At 36.2% G+C, this 18,462-nt stretch carries 16 protein-coding genes and 1 other RNA gene; 1 reads left to right on the top strand and 16 read right to left on the bottom strand.

All coding sequences use genetic code 11. From position 1 onward, the window contains the following. Nucleotides 1-127: 127 nt before the first annotated feature. The 16 genes from ACFIMA_RS03790 to ACFIMA_RS03715 all read right to left on the bottom strand — a co-directional run bounded on the left by ACFIMA_RS03790 (nucleotide 128) and on the right by ACFIMA_RS03715 (nucleotide 16,926). Nucleotides 128-541 (bottom strand): helix-turn-helix domain-containing protein, encoded by a 414-nt coding sequence (locus ACFIMA_RS03790; protein ID WP_375611810.1) that lies wholly within the window; start codon nucleotides 539-541, stop codon nucleotides 128-130. A 148-nt stretch (nucleotides 542-689) separates the two neighbouring features. After that, nucleotides 690-2,324 carry an apolipoprotein N-acyltransferase gene (lnt, locus tag ACFIMA_RS03785; RefSeq protein WP_375693122.1) on the bottom strand — a complete coding sequence of 545 codons (1,635 nt, stop codon included), beginning with the start codon at nucleotides 2,322-2,324 and terminating at the stop codon, nucleotides 690-692. Continuing rightward, nucleotides 2,287-3,312: a hemolysin family protein gene (locus ACFIMA_RS03780; protein ID WP_375613314.1), complete on the bottom strand. Its 1,026-nt coding sequence runs from the start codon at nucleotides 3,310-3,312 to the stop codon at nucleotides 2,287-2,289. The genes lnt and ACFIMA_RS03780 overlap by 38 nt, the downstream gene beginning before the upstream one ends. A 109-nt stretch (nucleotides 3,313-3,421) precedes the next feature. Further along, complete coding sequence (ybeY, locus tag ACFIMA_RS03775) at nucleotides 3,422-3,889, bottom strand: rRNA maturation RNase YbeY (RefSeq protein ID WP_375632293.1); 468 nt, start codon at nucleotides 3,887-3,889, stop codon at nucleotides 3,422-3,424. Then, a complete protein-coding gene (locus tag ACFIMA_RS03770; RefSeq protein ID WP_375621222.1) occupies nucleotides 3,886-5,010 on the bottom strand; it encodes a PhoH family protein in 1,125 nt (374 codons plus the stop codon). Before ACFIMA_RS03770 ends, ybeY begins: the two co-directional genes overlap by 4 nt. 159 nt (nucleotides 5,011-5,169) lie before the next feature. Continuing rightward, nucleotides 5,170-6,546, bottom strand: coding sequence for a tRNA (N6-isopentenyl adenosine(37)-C2)-methylthiotransferase MiaB (gene miaB / locus ACFIMA_RS03765; protein ID WP_375621198.1), 1,377 nt, complete (start codon nucleotides 6,544-6,546; stop codon nucleotides 5,170-5,172). Nucleotides 6,547-6,577: 31 nt separating this feature from the next. Beyond that, nucleotides 6,578-7,069 carry a ribosomal protein S18-alanine N-acetyltransferase gene (gene rimI / locus ACFIMA_RS03760; RefSeq protein WP_375627639.1) on the bottom strand — a complete coding sequence of 164 codons (492 nt, stop codon included), beginning with the start codon at nucleotides 7,067-7,069 and terminating at the stop codon, nucleotides 6,578-6,580. Further along, nucleotides 7,069-7,755, bottom strand: a complete 687-nt coding sequence (gene tsaB, locus ACFIMA_RS03755) for a tRNA (adenosine(37)-N6)-threonylcarbamoyltransferase complex dimerization subunit type 1 TsaB (protein WP_375677932.1) — start codon at nucleotides 7,753-7,755, stop codon at nucleotides 7,069-7,071. Before tsaB ends, rimI begins: the two co-directional genes overlap by 1 nt. Before the next feature lie 713 nt (nucleotides 7,756-8,468). Then, the gene (locus ACFIMA_RS03750; protein ID WP_375677931.1) at nucleotides 8,469-9,497 is read right to left on the bottom strand and encodes a YeiH family protein; all 1,029 of its coding nucleotides are present in this window, start codon (nucleotides 9,495-9,497) and stop codon (nucleotides 8,469-8,471) included. A 69-nt stretch (nucleotides 9,498-9,566) separates the two neighbouring features. After that, entirely contained in the window at nucleotides 9,567-10,172 is a 606-nt protein-coding gene (recR, locus tag ACFIMA_RS03745) for a recombination mediator RecR (protein ID WP_273790577.1), read from the bottom strand. A 30-nt stretch (nucleotides 10,173-10,202) separates the two neighbouring features. Then, nucleotides 10,203-10,526: a YbaB/EbfC family nucleoid-associated protein gene (locus ACFIMA_RS03740; protein WP_375632297.1), complete on the bottom strand. Its 324-nt coding sequence runs from the start codon at nucleotides 10,524-10,526 to the stop codon at nucleotides 10,203-10,205. Between the two features lie 14 nt (nucleotides 10,527-10,540). Beyond that, nucleotides 10,541-12,481: a DNA polymerase III subunit gamma/tau gene (locus tag ACFIMA_RS03735; RefSeq protein ID WP_375693123.1), complete on the bottom strand. Its 1,941-nt coding sequence runs from the start codon at nucleotides 12,479-12,481 to the stop codon at nucleotides 10,541-10,543. A 223-nt stretch (nucleotides 12,482-12,704) separates the two neighbouring features. After that, nucleotides 12,705-12,802, bottom strand: an RNA gene (ffs, locus tag ACFIMA_RS03730) — signal recognition particle sRNA small type. 1,587 nt (nucleotides 12,803-14,389) lie between these two features. Further along, nucleotides 14,390-14,797 (bottom strand): hypothetical protein, encoded by a 408-nt coding sequence (locus ACFIMA_RS03725; RefSeq protein WP_375677930.1) that lies wholly within the window; start codon nucleotides 14,795-14,797, stop codon nucleotides 14,390-14,392. 537 nt (nucleotides 14,798-15,334) lie between these two features. Continuing rightward, nucleotides 15,335-16,198 carry a prephenate dehydratase gene (locus tag ACFIMA_RS03720; protein WP_273790573.1) on the bottom strand — a complete coding sequence of 288 codons (864 nt, stop codon included), beginning with the start codon at nucleotides 16,196-16,198 and terminating at the stop codon, nucleotides 15,335-15,337. Next, on the bottom strand, nucleotides 16,195-16,926 hold the full coding sequence (locus ACFIMA_RS03715; protein ID WP_375632301.1) for a 3-deoxy-manno-octulosonate cytidylyltransferase: 732 nt from the start codon (nucleotides 16,924-16,926) through the stop codon (nucleotides 16,195-16,197). The genes ACFIMA_RS03720 and ACFIMA_RS03715 overlap by 4 nt, the downstream gene beginning before the upstream one ends. A 104-nt stretch (nucleotides 16,927-17,030) precedes the next feature. On the opposite strand from ACFIMA_RS03715, the gene ACFIMA_RS03710 reads away from it, so the two are divergent. Further along, nucleotides 17,031-17,594: a c-type cytochrome gene (locus ACFIMA_RS03710; protein WP_375632302.1), complete on the top strand. Its 564-nt coding sequence runs from the start codon at nucleotides 17,031-17,033 to the stop codon at nucleotides 17,592-17,594. Nucleotides 17,595-18,462: the final 868 nt, after the last annotated feature.

The raw sequence follows: 18,462 nt of genomic DNA, 5'->3' as shown, positions 1-18,462 counted from the left end.
AACTCCTTCAAAAAAGAAAACCAACGATTTAATCAATTGCTTACTAAAGTCGTCACCATTTGCTAATTCTACAGCAAATAGTCAATGCAAATGTATATGAATAAAAGAGAAAAGATATAATTTTAAGTTATAACTTATTTGTCAAATCTTCCTCAGAAAGTGCTTTTGCCAAGTCAATAATTTTTCGACGCACTTTAGCATCAGATATATTTGTAAAAGCGCGCATGAGCTGAATCCCTTCGCTGCTAGAACAAAAGTCTATAAAATTGTGTTCACTTTCAGCAAAACCCTCTACTTGTTGGGAGGTAATACCTTTATCAAAAAAGTAAGAAACAGGAACATCCATAATTTCCGCTATCGCTTGAAGACGGCTGGCACCAATACGGTTTGTTCCTTTTTCATATTTTTGGATTTGCTGAAAAGTAATTCCTAATTTTTCACCTAGTTTCTCTTGAGTGAGTCCTAAAATATTACGACGTAAACGGATACGAGTTCCAACATAGATATCTATAGGGTCAGGTTTTTTTCTAGTTTCGGTCATAATGCAACTCTTTATTTCCAGCATTTTTCTTCTAAACCAACATCATATTTATGCGCAGTTGATTTATCATATAATTAAAACAATATGTAATATTTTTTCCCAATATCACTGGTACACGCAACACAATACCGTACAAAGGGCACTTGAATCATTTAAGCTGTTTTGTAAAACCAAAACCAATACGACACAATAGCATAAGGATGAATAAGATAAAAGTAGAGAAAGTTCTGTATTCATTGCTTCCTATAGGGGTAATGGATGATGGAACTTGTGAATCAATAATGCCTACAGCATTTTGTCGAAGAGCTACAACGATTCGTCCATAAGAATCAATAACAGCTGATATGCCATTATTGGCGGCCCGTATGAGGGGGATTCCCAGTTCAACGGCACGAAGCTGTGCTTGTTGAAGATGTTGATAGGGTCCAGGTGTTACACCAAACCATGCATCATTTGTAATATTAATAATTGCTTGAGGCGGGGAGCCTTTAAAAGTCATTTCATGGGGAAATATTGCTTCATAACAAATTAAGGGTAGATAAGAAAATCCGTTTGGCATTGTAACAATTTTGCGCACACTTGCAGCACTATATCCACCAATATTATCAGCAAGGGTACGCAATCCAATTTTTTTCAATAAATTCTGATAAGGAAGATACTCACCAAAAGGAACCAAATGAAGTTTATCGGAAGTATTTAAAATATTACCTTGAGCATTAATGACTGCAATTGTATTAAAATATTGTGTTTGGGAATGAGGTAGATCATTGCTGGCGCGTATTGCTCCAACAATAGCCCATTGTTTAGGTTTTAAAAAAGAGGCAATGCGCATTGTGATAGATGAATTATCATAGAGAAGGTAAGGAACGGAAGCTTCAGGCCATACGATAAAATCGGGTTCTGAATTTTGATCGGTTGTTGGCGTTGCACTTAGCTTCATATGCGCTTCCAACATAGATTCTCGTGTATTATCACGCAATTTTATATTTTGTTGGATGGACGGTTGAACAATGCGCACCCAATAAGCACTTTTTTGATCTTCAGTTGTGTTTTCTATAGTATGAAGACGATAAAACCCAAAACCACAGTGAATGAATATAAGTGATAAGCAAAGAGAAAGTGCCACTTTCTTTTTTTCATTCGTTAATAAAACAGTTGGCAAACTGTAGGCTAAGACAGCAAGAATATTCATTCCGTAAAGTCCTACGATTGCATCAGATTGCATGAACATTGGGGTTGGCATGGCTGTATAGCCAAGAGAATTCCATGGAAATCCTGTGAATAAAAACGCACGCAACCACTCGGATAATCCTAATGCAAAGGCTAAAACAAAAAAGCGTGCTATTCCTTTTGTCCATAATAAACCGACAATGAAACCAGAAAAAAACCAATAAAGAGAAAGGTAGAGTGGAGGGACTAAAATGGCTAATGGGACGGCCCAACCAAAAGAATCTGGATCTGTTAACAAAGCATTGCATAGCCACCAAAGGCCGCAAATAAAATAACTAAAACCAAAGGTTCCACAGCTTAAAGCGTAAGTAAAAAAATGTTTTTTATTGTTTTTGGTGGCCCGTATTGAGTCAAGTAAAACAATAAAGAGAGGGAAAGTTAAAAAGCAAAGAGGTGTTAAATAAAAGGGTGGAAGTGCAAAAGAAGTAAGAGCACCACACAGAAATATCCATGCTTGGCGCTTCCAGCCTGTAACAGAGAACAAAAAAACGATGAAATTGTTTAAAAATGCTGGACTATTCTTTAGGGATGGCATTGTTCTCAAGATTCTCATTTTTGGGAATGCGAAAAATGCGCAATCGTTTAATCCGGCGTTTATCAGCTTCTAAAATACGAAATCTATAGCCAGGTACAGCTTCGACAATTTCACCTTTAGCAGGAATGCGATCAAGAATTGAGACGATCAAACCACCAATAGTATCAACTTCATCACCATATTCCCCTACGATAAAATCAGGACCAAGAGCTTTCTCCACATCTTCTAGTTCAGTTCTTGCATCAACGAGCCATTTATTATTTGGTTCACGTACGATAGCATTGTCGACATTATCATGTTCATCTTCGATATCCCCAACGACTAACTCAACAATATCTTCCATTGAAACGAGACCATCTGTTCCTCCATGTTCATCAATAACTAAAGCCATTTGAGTTCGTGTAGTTTGCATCCGTGTTAATAATTTGCTTGCAAGCATAGAACTGGGAACAAAGAGAACTGTTCGGATCAAATCCAATTCACCGATTGGAGTATGCAAGTCTGTATGGTTTAATTGAAGCAAATCGGATTTTTGTTCGGTTTTTGTTGGGTTGATAATAAAGCGAGTGATGTAGTTAAGAATATCGCGGATATGGATCATGCCGCGCGGATCATCTAAAGTTTCAGCATAAACGGGGATACGAGAATGACCAATTTTTGCAAAACATTTAAGGGTTTCTCCAAGAGAGGTGTTTATTTCTAATGCTTCGATTTCAGAACGAGGTATCATAACATCATCCACGCGTGCTTCACGTAAGCGTAAAATGTTATGCAGCATAGTACGTTCTTCAGGTGAGAAGAGGGCGGTATCTTTTTCATTGTTAGTCGTGAGTGCAACGGTAAGATCATCGCGCAGTGACGTAGATGCACAATTACGACCCCGTAAGAATGAAAATAAATGATTCATCAGGGAATATTTCTCTGTATGATTCGTCTGTTGAGAGGGGTCTTTTTCATTATTAGAAGATGCTTGACTATTATTTTGTGCATTTATTTTGTTTGCCATGGTTTTGAAATCTTTTAGACTTTCTTTTTTATAATAGATAAATAAGAGGCTTTAAATGGTATGCTGGTAATATTGATTTTAAAAGTTAAATTTTATCATTGATAGACAATTATGCGTAAGGATCTTTTATGGAAAGCTTTTGAAGAATTTCTCTTTCGAGCTTTTCCATTTTATATGCTTCATCATCAGTTTCATGGTCATAACCAAGCAGATGCAAGATACCATGAACAATCATATGTGTTAAATGGTCTTGAAATGTTTTTCCTTCTTTCTCTGCTTCGAAAACAACAGTTTCTCGGGCAATAATAATATCACCGAGTATGGGACCAGGTCGATTTCCAGCTTTAAGTGGAAAAGCAGGAAAGGATAATACATTAGTAGATTTGTTTTTGTTGCGCCATTGTGCATTGATTTGTGCCATATGTTCATCATCCGTAAAAAGCAGGCTAATCTCGCTTACAACATTTGCCAATGAAACATGATGCATAGTTGTCATTAATGCTTTTTCAGTGATATTATAAAGCATTTTCTCATCATTCCACCCTGCGCTTTTAATCATTATATCAATAATAATCATGATGAATCAAATTCATTTTTTAATGCATCGCATGCGAATGATTTTTTTTTATTTTGTATTTCGGAATCAAGATCATAAGCACGAACAATAGCAGCAACAAGTGGATGGCGTACAACATCTTTTTCATCAAAATGCACAATTGCAATATTTTCTACATTTGAAAGAATGCGAATTGCTTCAATGAGACCTGATTTTTGCCCTGTAGGCAAATCAATTTGGCTTACGTCACCGGTAACGATCATACGCGTTCCTTCTCCAAGACGTGTGAGGAACATCTTCATTTGCATGGGGGTAGTATTTTGTGCCTCATCAAGAATAACAGCAGCATGGGCAAGTGTTCGTCCGCGCATAAAGGCGAGAGGAGCAATTTCTATGACACCAGAGGCTAAAATGCGTTCTATTTTTTCAGCGGGCATCATATCATAAAGAGCATCATAAAGTGGTCGTAAATATGGGTCGACTTTTTCTTTGAGATCACCGGGAAGAAAACCAAGATGTTCTCCAGCTTCAACAGCCGGACGTGAGAGAATAATTCGCTCAATGATACCACGTTCTAGAAGCATTGCAGCATGAGCAACAGCAAGATATGTTTTTCCTGTTCCTGCTGGTCCTACACCAAACACAAGTTCAGTATGCTCCATAGCACTTATGTAAGCGTCTTGTGTTGGAGTTCTTGCATGAATTATTTTTTTATGGGTACTCAACCGAGCTGGTATACGTTTCGTTGCAGATTTGTGTGTTATTGTGTCTTCTTTCTGCTTCTTTGGTATATTTGCCATAGCAATCGCTCCTTTTATATCTGATAAAGTGAGCTCTTGATGTGTTTTGGCACGTTCATAAAGCTGCTGCAATACATATTGCGCACGTTTTATAACAGAAACATTTCCACGGATTAAGACTTCATTACCACGCGGATGAATACTAAGTTCGAGTTTTTTTTCGATATAAGCGAGATTTTCGTCAAATTTACCAAAAACTGCTTTTGCATATTTATTATTTTCGAAAATCAAAACAACTTGGCTCACATCTGAAGCGCTTGTTTGTTTCAAGGTATCAGCCTTTTCAAGGGACGTATTTACTTTTTCTTTAATACGCTTTATTTTTTCGGTTGAAGCTTTCAGCCTATTCTCCATATCTACATAAATATTGCACATTTTGTTAAGTAAACTTTATAAAAGACAATTTTTACAAAAAGTGCACGCTTTAGATGTAATCATTTGCTTTTAAAATAAAAGAGTTTTCCAAAATATTTATTTTTGAACAAGGTATTAGAGGCATGTTTATCTATTTGTCACTTCACCAACAAAACTGTTTGAGCTTGCATTTTTAATATGAATTTCTATCACGCTACCTGTAGAGGCTTCTGTATCGACAACAACAGGTAAAAGCCAAGGGGAACGCCCTACCATTTGCCCTGAGTGACGTCCAGGTTTTTCGATGAGAACGTTCGTTTTTTGATCAATTTTAGAACGCAAAAACGCATTTTGTTGCTCAAGGAGAAGGGCTTGTAAATGTTGAAGTCGGGCATCTTTTACAGATTCATCAACATGATTTTTCATTGTGGCTCCCACTGTTCCAGGACGGGGGGAATATTTAAAAGAATAAGCTGAACTGTACTGTACTTGTTGAATAAGTTTAATGGTTTCTTCAAAGTCTTCATCTGTTTCTCCTGGAAACCCTACAATAAAATCGCCTGAAAAGGCAATATCTGGCCGTACGGTTCGAATTTTTTCGATAAGATGAAGATAATGAGAGCTTTTGTGTTGTCGGTTCATGGCTTTTAAGATGCGATCTGAACCTGATTGAACAGGAAGATGGAGGTAAGGCATTAACATATCAAGATCTCGATGCGCGGCAATAAGGCTATCATCCATATCACGTGGGTGGCTGGTTGTGTAACGCAAACGCTTTAAACCATCGAGTTTTGCGAGATGATAAAGAAGATCGCCAAGACGCCAAGTTTTGCCATCAGCACTTTGTCCATGCCAACCATTGACATTTTGTCCAAGCAGCGTAATTTCTTTGACACCCGCTTCGATGAGTTGAAGGGCTTCTTCAGTAATTTGCTCAACGGATCGTGATATTTCAGCACCGCGTGTGTAAGGAACAACACAAAAAGTGCAAAATTTATCGCAACCTTCCTGTACTGTTAAAAATGCGCTAACACCTCGTTTTCTTACTGCATGTTTATTATGGGGCGGCAAATGAGCAAATTTATCTTCAACAGCATAGTCTGTTTCGATAATTTTTTTCCCTTGTTTGGCTTTTTCTAACAATTCTGGCAAGCGATGATACATTTGCGGACCAATAACAAGATCCACTGTTGGAGCACGGCGCAAGATTTCACTTCCCTCAGCTTGTGCAACACAACCTGTTACACCAACCATAAGGGGTTTATCAGGTGTGCGCTCTTGACGCATAACGCGCAAACGACCGAGATCAGAATAAAGTTTTTCTGCTGCTTTTTCACGAATATGACAGGTATTAACAAGAATAAGATCGGCATCATTGGGAATTTGTGTTGTCACATAGCCTTGCGAACTGAGGCTATCAGTCATCCGTTGGCTATCATAAACATTCATTTGACATCCATAGGTTTTGATAAAAACCTTTTTAGGAGCAACAGGAGGCGTATTTTTAGGATTTACTTTATTCATAGCGCATGTGTAAATGTTTTTTACACAAATCTCAATCTATTTGCTTAAAAGTTTTTTGCATGATAATTGCATCACCACGACCATTTTTTGACGCGTAGTAGGCAAGACGTTCAGAAATTTTTTGAAATTCAAAGCGTTGATAAAGGTTCAAAGCAGAAAGATTTGTGGCTTCTACTTCCAAGAATAATTTTATGGCGCCCTTGTCGTGAAGATAGTGAACTGTGCTTTCAATAAGAAAGGTACCAATTCCTTTTTGACGATAATGAGGGTGAACAGCAATTGTGATGATTTCTGCTTCATCAAGGATGAGACGGCATAGGCAAAAGCCTAAAATTTGATCAGAGTGATCAATGAGAAAAGCTTTGTATCCGAAGATAGAGTGATCTGTTAAGAAATTATCAAAAGCTTGTTTTTCCCAAGAAGGGGTAAAACAATGCTGATGAATTTGATGAAGAGAAGCACTATCATTAACTTGTAGCGGAGCAATTCCAAAATTCTTTTTTGTCAATGAAAATTTGGGCATTATTTTTTTTGTGGTAAAGCAAAATTGGTTTGTTGTTTTGCATCAGCGCTGCGTAGATAGAGTGGGCGAGGTGAATTTTTTGATTGTTTGTTTGCAGCAAGATAAGCATAGTTTACAATATCGGCCGCTTCGCAGGGAATTTTTTCTAGGACAATTTTTTCGTGTATTTTATGGTTTTTAATATGCTCCACAACAACATCAGCAGCTGGGCCAGTCAGTCGGGTTTTTTTTGGCAAATCTTCGAGGATATTTTCAATTGTTTTTAATCCCGGCGCTCCCAAAGGTGTGAGATCATTATGAAAATTTTGATGGTAGAACATCCCTCTCCCTGCTTCAATGACAACAGTAATTGCTGATACTGTACTTTTACTGTTTATGACTTGTGCTGCTAACGCTTCAAGAGCACTCACTCCAACAGCTGGTATTTCAAGTGCTAATGCCAAAGCGCGCGCTGTTGCAACACCGACACGTACACCAGTAAATGATCCAGGTCCAATATTGACAGCAATACGCTCAACTTGATCAAGCGTCATATTGGCTTGTTTCATTATTTGTGTAATCTGCCCAATAATTTTTTCGGCATGTCCTTTGTTCATGCGTTCATTGATACGCGCAATAACAGATTTATGACGAATAAGCGCAACAGCACAATAAATTGAAGCAGTATCTATAGCAAGGATAAGCATAAAAATATTTTAGTTGAATAAAACGATAAATAAAAGTCCTGCTGTATTTTTAATCTTTTCATTATCGTATATTTCATTTGTAAGAAAGTTACTAGTGCCAATAAGCAACAATATCTTTTTATGGGATAGAACGAGATGTTGATTTAATCCTTATTTTTATCACTTTTTGAATGAGTACCTTGAGTATTGTAAGATTCTCTTATTTTAAGTCTACTTATGGTGAAACAATTAAAGTTATTAGCTTGTATATTACAAGCGGAGTTAGCGTATGAATCAAAACTCCTTTCACGAATCGTTTAAATGTAAGGGTTGTCACAACTTGTAAGCTATCAAATAGTACTTTGATGCCACTTGTATTACATAGTAAGTAAAAGTAATTTAAAAGAGGAAAAGTTATGACCCCACATTTTTTCCAAATAAGAATATATTTTATCAGTCTTTGTATAAAAACCTTAGCGTAATGAGAGCAGATGAAAGAAATGGCATTATTTTGCATGAGTTACGTATTTTGATACTACCCTGTTGCAAATCATTATGGACTGAAAAGCACATTTGACAGTTTTCACTTAAATATCAGCTCTTTCAATTTTTTGTATAGAATAATGAGCAGTATTTTAGAATTTTTTCTGGTTTATGAAAGAACTGATTTTAATAATAATGAGGACTTTGGGTTGATTGCATACTACGTTGAAAAAATAATAATCAATGCACATTTAAAATGTTATATGATTTAAATCATTCAATTGTATCATGATAAGGCTACAAATACCGAGAATAATTATGGAGCAGGTTGAAGCCAAAATGACGCGCCATCCTGCTTTTTTTAGTGATCGGATATCAACACCTAATCCTAGTGCAGCCATTGAGATAACAGTAAACAACTGGGCAATAAATTTGATGGGATTGATAGCCTTTTCAGGGATAAGACCACTTGAGCGAACAAGCATCATGATAATAAAGCCAATGATAAACCATGGGACGAGGGTATGTAAACGCAAGCGTGTTTGTGCTGATCGGCGATAAATGATTGATAGAGTAAAAATAACAGGGCCTAACATGAGAACCCGTACTAATTTGACAATTGTTGCAATTTGAACACTCAGAAAAGAGATAGGTGCTGTTGCTGCTAAAACCTGTGGTACAGCATACACAACCATGCCAGCAAGCACACCATATTGGCTAAATGACAAATTCAGAGATGGATGTAAAAAGGGTAGAAATAAAATAATAAGAATTCCTAAAAGAGCAGTGAAGGCAATTGACGCAGCTACATCGTCATGTTTTGCTTTTATGACAGGTGCAACGGCGACAATAGCTGAATTGCCACAAATAGCATTCCCACAAGCGACCAGCATTGCTAAATGTGTAGAAAGCCCGAAAAGTCGGCCGATGGCAAAGCTCAGGATAATCGTTACGAATATCACGAAAATGATACTAGCAAGCAAATTCCAACCAGCTGAAAGGACTGCGTTAATGCTAATGCTTGCTCCTAGAAGAACGATAGCAATTTCGAGAAGTGTTTTTGCAGAAAAGGTGATACCTTTTTGAAAATATGTTGGCAAAGGAAAACAACTACGGATAATCGATCCTAAAAGAATTGCCAAAACAAGGCTTTCAAGCCAAGCTTGTCCCAAAAGCTGTTTTTCTAAGACTTCTAAGCCATAAGCTAAGGCTGATATGAGTAAACATACTAGAATACCAGGACCAAGGTCGTTTAAAAGTGAGAGTTTTTTCTTTATCACTTGAATATTTTCCCCATACAAAGAAATAATAGTAAATAAAACGAGATAACAGGTAAGAGAAAGAAATTTTTAAAGATTTGTTCTTGCTTGTACAGCTGCTGCTAAAGTTCCGTCATCAAGATAATCAAGCTCGCCTCCTACAGGGACACCATGAGCAAGTCGCGTAATTTTAACTGGAAAATTGGAAAGCTGATCGGTGATATAGTGAGCAGTTGTTTGACCTTCGACAGTCGCATTGACAGCAAGAATAATTTCCGTAATAGGGTTTTGTACAACACGCTGTATTAAGGTGGCAATGTTGAGTTCGTCAGGACCTATTCCATCTAAGGGGGAGAGTCGTCCACCCAACACATGGTAACGTGCGGCTAAAGTTTTTGCGCGTTCAAGAGCCCACAGATCAGCAATATCCTCAACAACGATGATTGTTGTATCATCGCGGCGCAAATCTGTACAAATTGAACAAGGATCAATGGTATCGACATTTCCACAAACAGAACAAATGCCGACTTTTTCTATAGCTGCTTGTATAGCTGCTCCTAAAGGCTCCAGCAATGTCTCTTTTTTTTTGATAAGATGAAGTGCAGCACGACGCGCTGAACGTGGACCAAGACCTGGTAACCGTGATAAAATCTGAATGAGACGTTCAATCTCAGGTCCTGCAATGTATTTAGACATATTTTTGTCCCACGGAAAAAATCCGTTTCATTAAAATGGAAGCTTGAAACCTGATGGGAGTGGTAGTCCTGCCGTCATACTTTTGGTTTTTTCTTCTATTGCGATTTCGATTTTTGTTCTTGCTTCATTATAAGCTGCCATAATGAGATCTTCAAGAATTTCAGCTTCCTCAGGTTTGAGTAATGAAGGATCAATTTGAATTGCTGTTATAATATTTTTGCCATTTAAAGTGATATTGACGAGACCACCCCCTGCAGTGCCCACAGCTTGCAGATTAGCTATTTCTTCTTGAATCTTCTGCATTTTTTCTTGCATTTCTTTGGCTTTTTTCATCATGCTCATCATTTCACGCATAGGAATAGGTATCCTTATTCATCATTGATATCATTTTTATTTTTAAAAATATCAGCATTTTTAAAGGTATTGGGGAGTAAATCAAGATCATTTTCTTCTTTATTAAGTCGAATATCGACAATTTTTGCTTCTGGGAAATGATTGAGGATTTTCGCGATATCAGGATCTGTTTCTGCATTGGAAAAAAGAGTCTTTTGAATCGCTATACTTTCCTCCTGTAAGGTTGGGCCACCTCCTTCATTAACAAAAGTTATTGTCCAGCGTTTTTCAGTCCATTGAGATATCTTTTTTTCTATATCATGAGCAAGAAATTGTGGGGTATTTTCAGAAAGTCTCAAGGTAATATGCCCAGCTTCAAAAGAAACAGGATGAACAAATTCTTTAACAAGGAGTTTGAAAGGAACGTCATTATGCTGTTCGGCTAATTGAACAATATCGTGCAAAGAATTAATCACGAGAGTTTTAGGTTCAGTAATCTTTTCTGTTTTTTGCATGACAGAATGCGATGAATTTGCAATCTTTTCAGAAAGATCAGTAGATTGAGAAGTTTCTAGAATTTCTGTTACTTCTTGAGCGCTGATTTTGTCATGGTTTTGATTTTTAACTAAATTTTCTGGTTGTAAGGAATGATCTAATTGGTTTTTCAAAGATGTTTTTAAATCTGATTGATCGGCTAATGTATTTGAAACGCTCGAGGAAGCATGGGCTCCGACCATTGTTTCTTTTGTTATATTATTTGCATTTGTAGATTCTTGATGAGAAGAGTTTTGAACCAGTGTGAGAGGCGTTTTTTCTTGCGTAAGCTTTTTTAAAGCCTCATCAAGAGTTGGTAAGTCAGCCGTGTGAGCAAGACGAATTAAAAGCATTTCAGCGGCTTGAAGAGGACGTGCAGTTTGATTAACTTCCTGTAAACCTTTGAGTAACATTTGCCAGTTTCGGGATAAAACAGGAACGGAAAGTTTTTTTGAAAAGTCTAAACTTCTTAAACGTTGTTCTTCAGTCAGAGAAAAATCTTCCACTATTTCTGGTGTAAAACGTAAACGTGTGACCAGATGATTAAAATCGGCTAGTTCTGTCAATATAGTAAGAGGATCAGCACCTGCTTCATACTGACTGCGTAATTCATGTAACGCATTGACAACTTCGCCCCTCATGATAAATTCAAAAAGATCAATAATACGTGCTTGATCCGCTAATCCTAACATTGTACGCACCGCAATAGCATTAACATTGCCATTGCTATGGGCGATTGCTTGATCAAAAATGGATAATGCATCACGTGCAGATCCTTCTGCAGCACGGGCAATCATAGAAAGTGCTTGATCTTCTACTTCTACCTTTTCATATTTCGCAATTTGACGCAAATGTGCACTCAAAGCTTTTGAGTCAATACGTCGTAAATCAAAACGTTGGCAACGCGAAAGAATTGTAATAGGAACTTTGCGAATTTCTGTTGTGGCAAAAATAAATTTCACATGGGAAGGTGGTTCTTCAAGAGTTTTCAATAAACCATTAAAGGCTTGTGTTGAGAGCATATGTACTTCATCGATAATATAAACCTTATAGCGTGCAGAAACAGGACGATAGCGTATTTGTTCAATAATTTCACGAATATCATCAATGCCCGTATGAGAAGCGGCATCCATTTCTATAACATCAATATGGCGTCCTTCGATAATTTGTGTGCAATGTTCACCAAGAGAGTCCAATACAGTTGTTGGTTGGTCAATATCTTTTGTTTTATAATTAAGTGCACGTGCCAAAATACGTGCTGTTGTGGTTTTACCTACGCCACGAATCCCTGTTAACATCCACGCTTGTGCAATACGACCTTTTTCAAAGGCGTTGGTGAGAGTACGCACCATAGCTTCCTGACCAATGAGGTCAGAGAAGTTTTGGGGTCGATATTTACGAGCAAGAACACGATAGGCTGTTTCTACCGGTAAATTTTCCATGAGTATTTCCAACTTCGAAGTTCTTTATGCGTACATTTTGATAATACAAAAGCATAGATCAATACTGTAGTCTCATATAAAAGGATTTTTTCTTAATCAAATTATTTATGGGACAATTTGTTTAAAAATAACAAAACCCCTTTATTTACTGCATACAAATGCTGCTCTGAAGATTAAAAATACCTCGCTAAAAGACAGCATAAAAAATAATTTTTTCAGCAAAATAGGAGGTTGGAACGATGACCCGTACCAGAACTCGTTGGGGCTGCTTCTTTCCAGACCTGACCCAGTTGGCGAGTAGTTCGTCCACCACCAACCTCCCAAGCTCATATTGTCGATTTGGAATGAAAAATCAAGATCAGAAACGAAAAATATCCTAAGAACGACGAAGAATTTTCCTTTGCATTTAATTTATTGATATATAAACAACAAAGAGATTGTGGATTTACCAGTTTTTATAGCAGTAGCTCTGCATATTTATTTGGTATGAAAATATTTTTTCGCTTAAGATAGTCTGAATGTATAATTATCTCATTCGCTGAAACATGTAAGAGTTTTAGGATAGATACATCTGTTCTAAAACTACGAAATTGAATCATCAAAAATTTACAACAGTCAAAGAAGCAAATAAAGCAGATAGATCATGTAATTGGCTAACATTCGAAAGTCAGGGGGAAGAGTGCTATTTAAAGAATTATAAAATATTGCTTTAATGGTGTTGCTCCTCTATACAAAACAGAACATCCCAAACAGAATACATTTAATGTTATACATTCACAGGCTTTTGAAAGAGCGATTGCTCAATACTCTTAACTATATTTCAAACTCCACTCATAAATAGTATACATGCTTCCCTTGAGTTATAAATCTATTGTTGCGCTACCCTCTTTATGCTTAATACAAAGTATAAATTTTAGCCCTCATACTACTTAACAACTCCCAATGTTGCGATCCCTTGCACTTGAGAGGCTTTATAAGAAGCATTTTTATTCCTTTTTTAATCGTTTTTACTCACGCATCACTCCCATTTGTAACTTTCAAGGAAACGATTTTAATTGATTCAATATGAGATTTAAGATGGGAGGATCTTACTTTATTTGTGGTTGTAATTCAGTGTAAGAAAATCAAAGTCTTATAATGATAAGCCAGTATCTTATAAGAGTACCACCTCATTTCTATAGTGAATGAGAATATAAAATATGTAATGTTTTTTCTTTTAACATAATATAAATATATAAATACTGAGTAGATGTTATCGCTCTTTTTTTGCGTGCTTGTTCTTTTAATTAAAAAACATTGATGTTTATCACAAAATGGATCAATATATGAAGTTTCATTATTTGAGAAAAGATTTCATATATTTTTAAGGGGCTGTACTTATACAAGAGAAGATGCAACATTCAACGCTATAGAAATAAGGGGATACTGGTTTTATAAGCATAAAAATGGTTCTTATTCGATATAAGCGATATTTTATAGTTTCAAATAATTATATCCTTTAATAAGGAGGGAAAAGCGAGATGAATTTTTACAAAAGCTGAATGAGTATGATTTAAAATGCAGCGAGGAATGCATCTGTAGAGCAAATTTTACTTTTCTGTTTATCTAAGTGATTTGGGTACGATGTGCTTTATAGTACTTAAAATAAAGCAGTTGCGAAGATAGAAGTCATATTCTTATTAAAAAAATAGCTCTGATAGTAGAAAATACAGAACAATTTAAGTTTAGTCTTTTAGTTTTCGAAAAAGTTCTTTAATATCTAACCTTATAAGCAGCTTAAGGTTTGCCATATTAGGATAAAAATAACCTTTTCAGCGATTAGTTTTAATGGCTCATTATGCCCTATTTTGAAAAAAATACCTGAAAAAAGAATAACTCTACTCAAATTTAGATGTTATAGAAATATTGTTAATCATAATCTCCTGTGTCACAATTTGTTCCAACAACTTTTTTCTTCGTAATATTTTTAAAAATATAATGTCCTGACGAAGGAAAACTTATATGAAGAGATTTTATATTTTTTAGGATAAAGATCTTCTTTTCTTTATCATGGGTTATTTTCTTTTCATCATCAACAGCAATTCTCAATTTGTTTAAATCAGAAGGGGTAGAGTACGATAAAGTAAAGGATACTTTCTTCGGTTCAAAGATACTACAAGAGTATTCAGCTCCTTGATGGATTGTATCGGATGGGATGATCACAACACTTTCATCCAGCCCAAAATTCCATTTTTTCTCACCAAAGCCAGCAAATGCAACACTAGAGTAGGCAAGAATATTTGCGGCTAATAATACTTGCATGAAGATTTTTTTCATTATCCTCTCCTTTTTCTAAAGTGAGGTGAATCATAAATCAATTTTTATAAAGATAAAAGCTCAAACTTAACGCTAAAATCAGGGTTGAGTTGCATTTTCTAGCTTTAAACCATGTTCAGACTGATATCAGTCTAAGAAATTTGAATGCTCTATCATGTATAATAATTTGAATTGTTTTGAGAGCTAATTTAGAAGTTCGTTATCTTTATTGGAATATTGTCAGAGGAAATGACTTTTCTCAAGAAGCTCTCTTTGAATATATAAAGGGAAATAGATGGTACAAGCGTTTTTATTTTTGGTTACTGTGTTTTTTTACACTGGTTTTTATACAAGTTGAAGTGCTTTTTATCATGATATAATTTGTGAAAAAATATTATGGAAATAATTTATATATTCTTTTATGAGCCGTTTTTTCTTCTTCAGTTTTTATGAAGGGTGTTGAGTAGAAAAAAACGAGCTCTTTCAAGATACGTTGCATTATGAAATTTTTACGATGCTTTTTGATATCAACAAAAAATGATAGCAGCTTAATTGCTTTTATATATACGATGTTCGATCGTTTTGTGCTGGATAAGTACCGATAATACGCAGTTCTGCAGAAAAGAAAGATAATTCTTCTAAGGCAAGTTTCATCATCGGGTCTTCAGGATGTCCTTCAATATCAACAAAGAACTGTGTTGCATTGAAATTTCCACCAATTTGATAGCTTTCTAATTTTGTCATATTGATACCATTCGTTGCAAATCCTCCCATAGCTTTATAGAGAGCAGCGGGGACATTGCGCACTCGAAAAAGAAGACTGGTGATGATTTTTTCGCCATTTTGAGGTTTGGGGACATGTCGTTTGGAGCGTGAAAGGATGACAAAACGGGTAATATTATGAGGGTTATCTTCAACATCTCTTTCAAGAATATCAAGTCCATAGAGTTCTGCTGCGATTAAAGGTGCTAAGGCAGCCTGTGAACGTTTAGCATTTTTTTTAATAAATTTTGCAGCTCCAGCGGTGTCAGCAGAAACAACAGGTTTCCAACCGTTGTTTCGTATGATTTTTCGGCATTGTGCAAGGGCATGCGTATGGCTGTGGACGGTTTTAATTTCGTCATGTGTAACGCCGGGCAAAACCATGAGTTGAAAATGGATAGGTAAAAAATATTCATCAATAATATAAAGAGATGACTGTGGTAAAAGATGATGAATGTCTGCAACGCGTCCCGCAAGGGTATTTTCAATAGGGATCATAGCAAGATCAGCTTTCCCGCTTTCCACTAAATTAAGGGCGTCTTCGAAAGTAGCAGAGGGAACAGCATCCATATTGGGGAACATATTGGAGCAAGCAATATGGGAATTAGCGCCGTATTCTCCTTGGAAAGAAATTTTATTGGTTTTTTTAAGTATTTTCATGCTAAAATCTCACAAACTCTATCGAGATCATGTTGTGTGTCTACACCTAAGGGAATTGTATCGACTATTTCCACATCGATACGCATATTGTTTTCTAATGCACGTAATTGTTCAAGTTTTTCACGTTTCTCAAGTGGTGAGGGTTTGAATGATACAAATTTCTCAAGTGCTTCGCGCCTATAGGCGTATATTCCAATATGGTGATAAAGAGGACCCTCTCCATAAGGTGCTTTGGCGCGCGTAAAATAAAGAGCACGAAGGCGATTTTGAGAAAGCGGTGTACCAATGATTTTGACAACATTGGGATCTCTTGTTTCATTTTCTTCAATGATTTTGGCACCCAAGGTTGCAATATCAGTAAAGCTATTTTCTAGAGGGCGTAGCGCACGAATGATTTCACGAGGCATGATTGTTGGTAAGTCACCTTGTATATTTAAAATGGCGTTGTAGCGTTGTTCAGGATCAATACGCACTAAAGCTTCATAAATACGATCAGATCCAGACTTATGATCACCTCGTGTTATGATATATTCATGCCCATAATCTGCAACAGCTTTAGCGATATCATTATGATCTGTTGCAACGATTGTACGTCCTATTCCAGCTTTTTTGGCTTGTTCTACGACATGAACAATCATCGGTTTTCCGCCAATTTCAGCGAGAGCTTTTTGAGGAAGACGGGTTGAGCCCATACGGGCAGGAATAAGAATAATTGGTTCAAGAGCCATTGTAAGATTCCCAATGTCATCTGTGATGCATTTATGATATTGTGTGTTATAAAGAAAAAGCTTAGACTAAAAATGGTAATGAAACCGTGAACATTTGAGTTTTTATGAATCGCCGGAGATTTATTTATTTTATTTGTGCTTGTTTATGTGTGCTGGTCGCTGTTGTGGGGATTTCCACACTCAGCAATATAATTTACGATCATCCTACATCAGTCCAATATCATCATACAGTTGCCAAGAATGATATATTTCAAGAAAAACAAAAAGCACCTGATGTTTCCCTATCACTAAATAGCCGCCTTCAACAAGGCAATTTTGAAAATGGCCGTAAAGTTTTTCGCCAATGTGCCATATGCCACACATCTGGACGCAATGAAGCAGGGCGTGTTGGTCCAGTTCTCTGGGAGATTGTTAACCGCCCTTTGGCATCAGCAGCAGGTTTTGCTTATTCACGGGCATTACGTGCTCATTCTGATCAAAAATGGGATTTTGTAACGTTAGATCGTTATTTACATTCTCCACGTGAAGCTTTTCCTGGGACCATTATGTCTTTTCGTGGAATTAAAAATGACCAAGATCGTGCCGATCTTTTGCTTTATTTACGCAGTTTATCCGATCATCCTGTTCCTTTACCAATGGATAATAATAAAGCGAATGAGCCAAATTAACTTATACCATAGATGTTAATTTTAGAAAGAAGTCTGATTTTTTTTGTAATTTTAGTTTCACAGTTTTATAAAAAGAGCTCTTATTGATGTTTTGTTAGGGGGAACGCCCCTCACGCAAAACAGAACACATTTAACATTGCATATTTACTCGCTTATTTTAAAGAGATCTTTTATAAAAATGCACTCTTTACACTGTCGTCTGTGGATTGGTTTTCAAGATTTGTGTGCTTCACTTTTTCTACATATACTTGTCTGTGAAATTATTGCTGAAGGATTATCAATTCATGAGCCGCAGCTTTCTGCTTCTGAATGCAATAATTATGTAATTAAAGCTCTCCATGAGGTTTATCTCAATCCTTCTATACACATCAATCCCTATGTACTTTTACATCAAGTCCCATGTATTTTTCTTATGAACAGAGACAATTGATTGTTCTTATACGTGCAATAATTCCTAAGCTGCATTTTATGATGCTCGATGAATAGACGTTTTCTCTTGAGGTTAGAGATGTACGGACAGATCATTGACCTTTTATAGTATCGATCACTAAAATATGACTTAAATTATTTATTTATAGGTTATGGTTTGAAGGAAGCACTTTCATGTGAAACAATTTTTATGTGTGAATAGTAAAATAGTTGAATAGAGTTCTGCTGATTGTATTTTTATCTACGTCGAAAATTTTTTACACAAGAATACTGATAGCAGCTGCGTTCCCACGAGTCTCTGTCCATTTATAGACGATGACATGAAATTATGCTGATAATCCATTATAGAGAATTATTTTTTCACAAAAGGTTTGCCATATTTGTGATAAATTTAATAGGTTTCATTGGTTACAATGTTTCGATGACTTGCGATAAAATT

This window comes from Bartonella sp. AP88HLJMH, from assembly GCF_042195605.1.
In the GTDB taxonomy this organism is placed as follows: Bacteria; Pseudomonadota; Alphaproteobacteria; order Rhizobiales; family Rhizobiaceae; genus Bartonella.
Note: the sequence above shows the minus strand (reverse complement) of the source record. Positions and strands in the feature narration are given on the sequence as shown.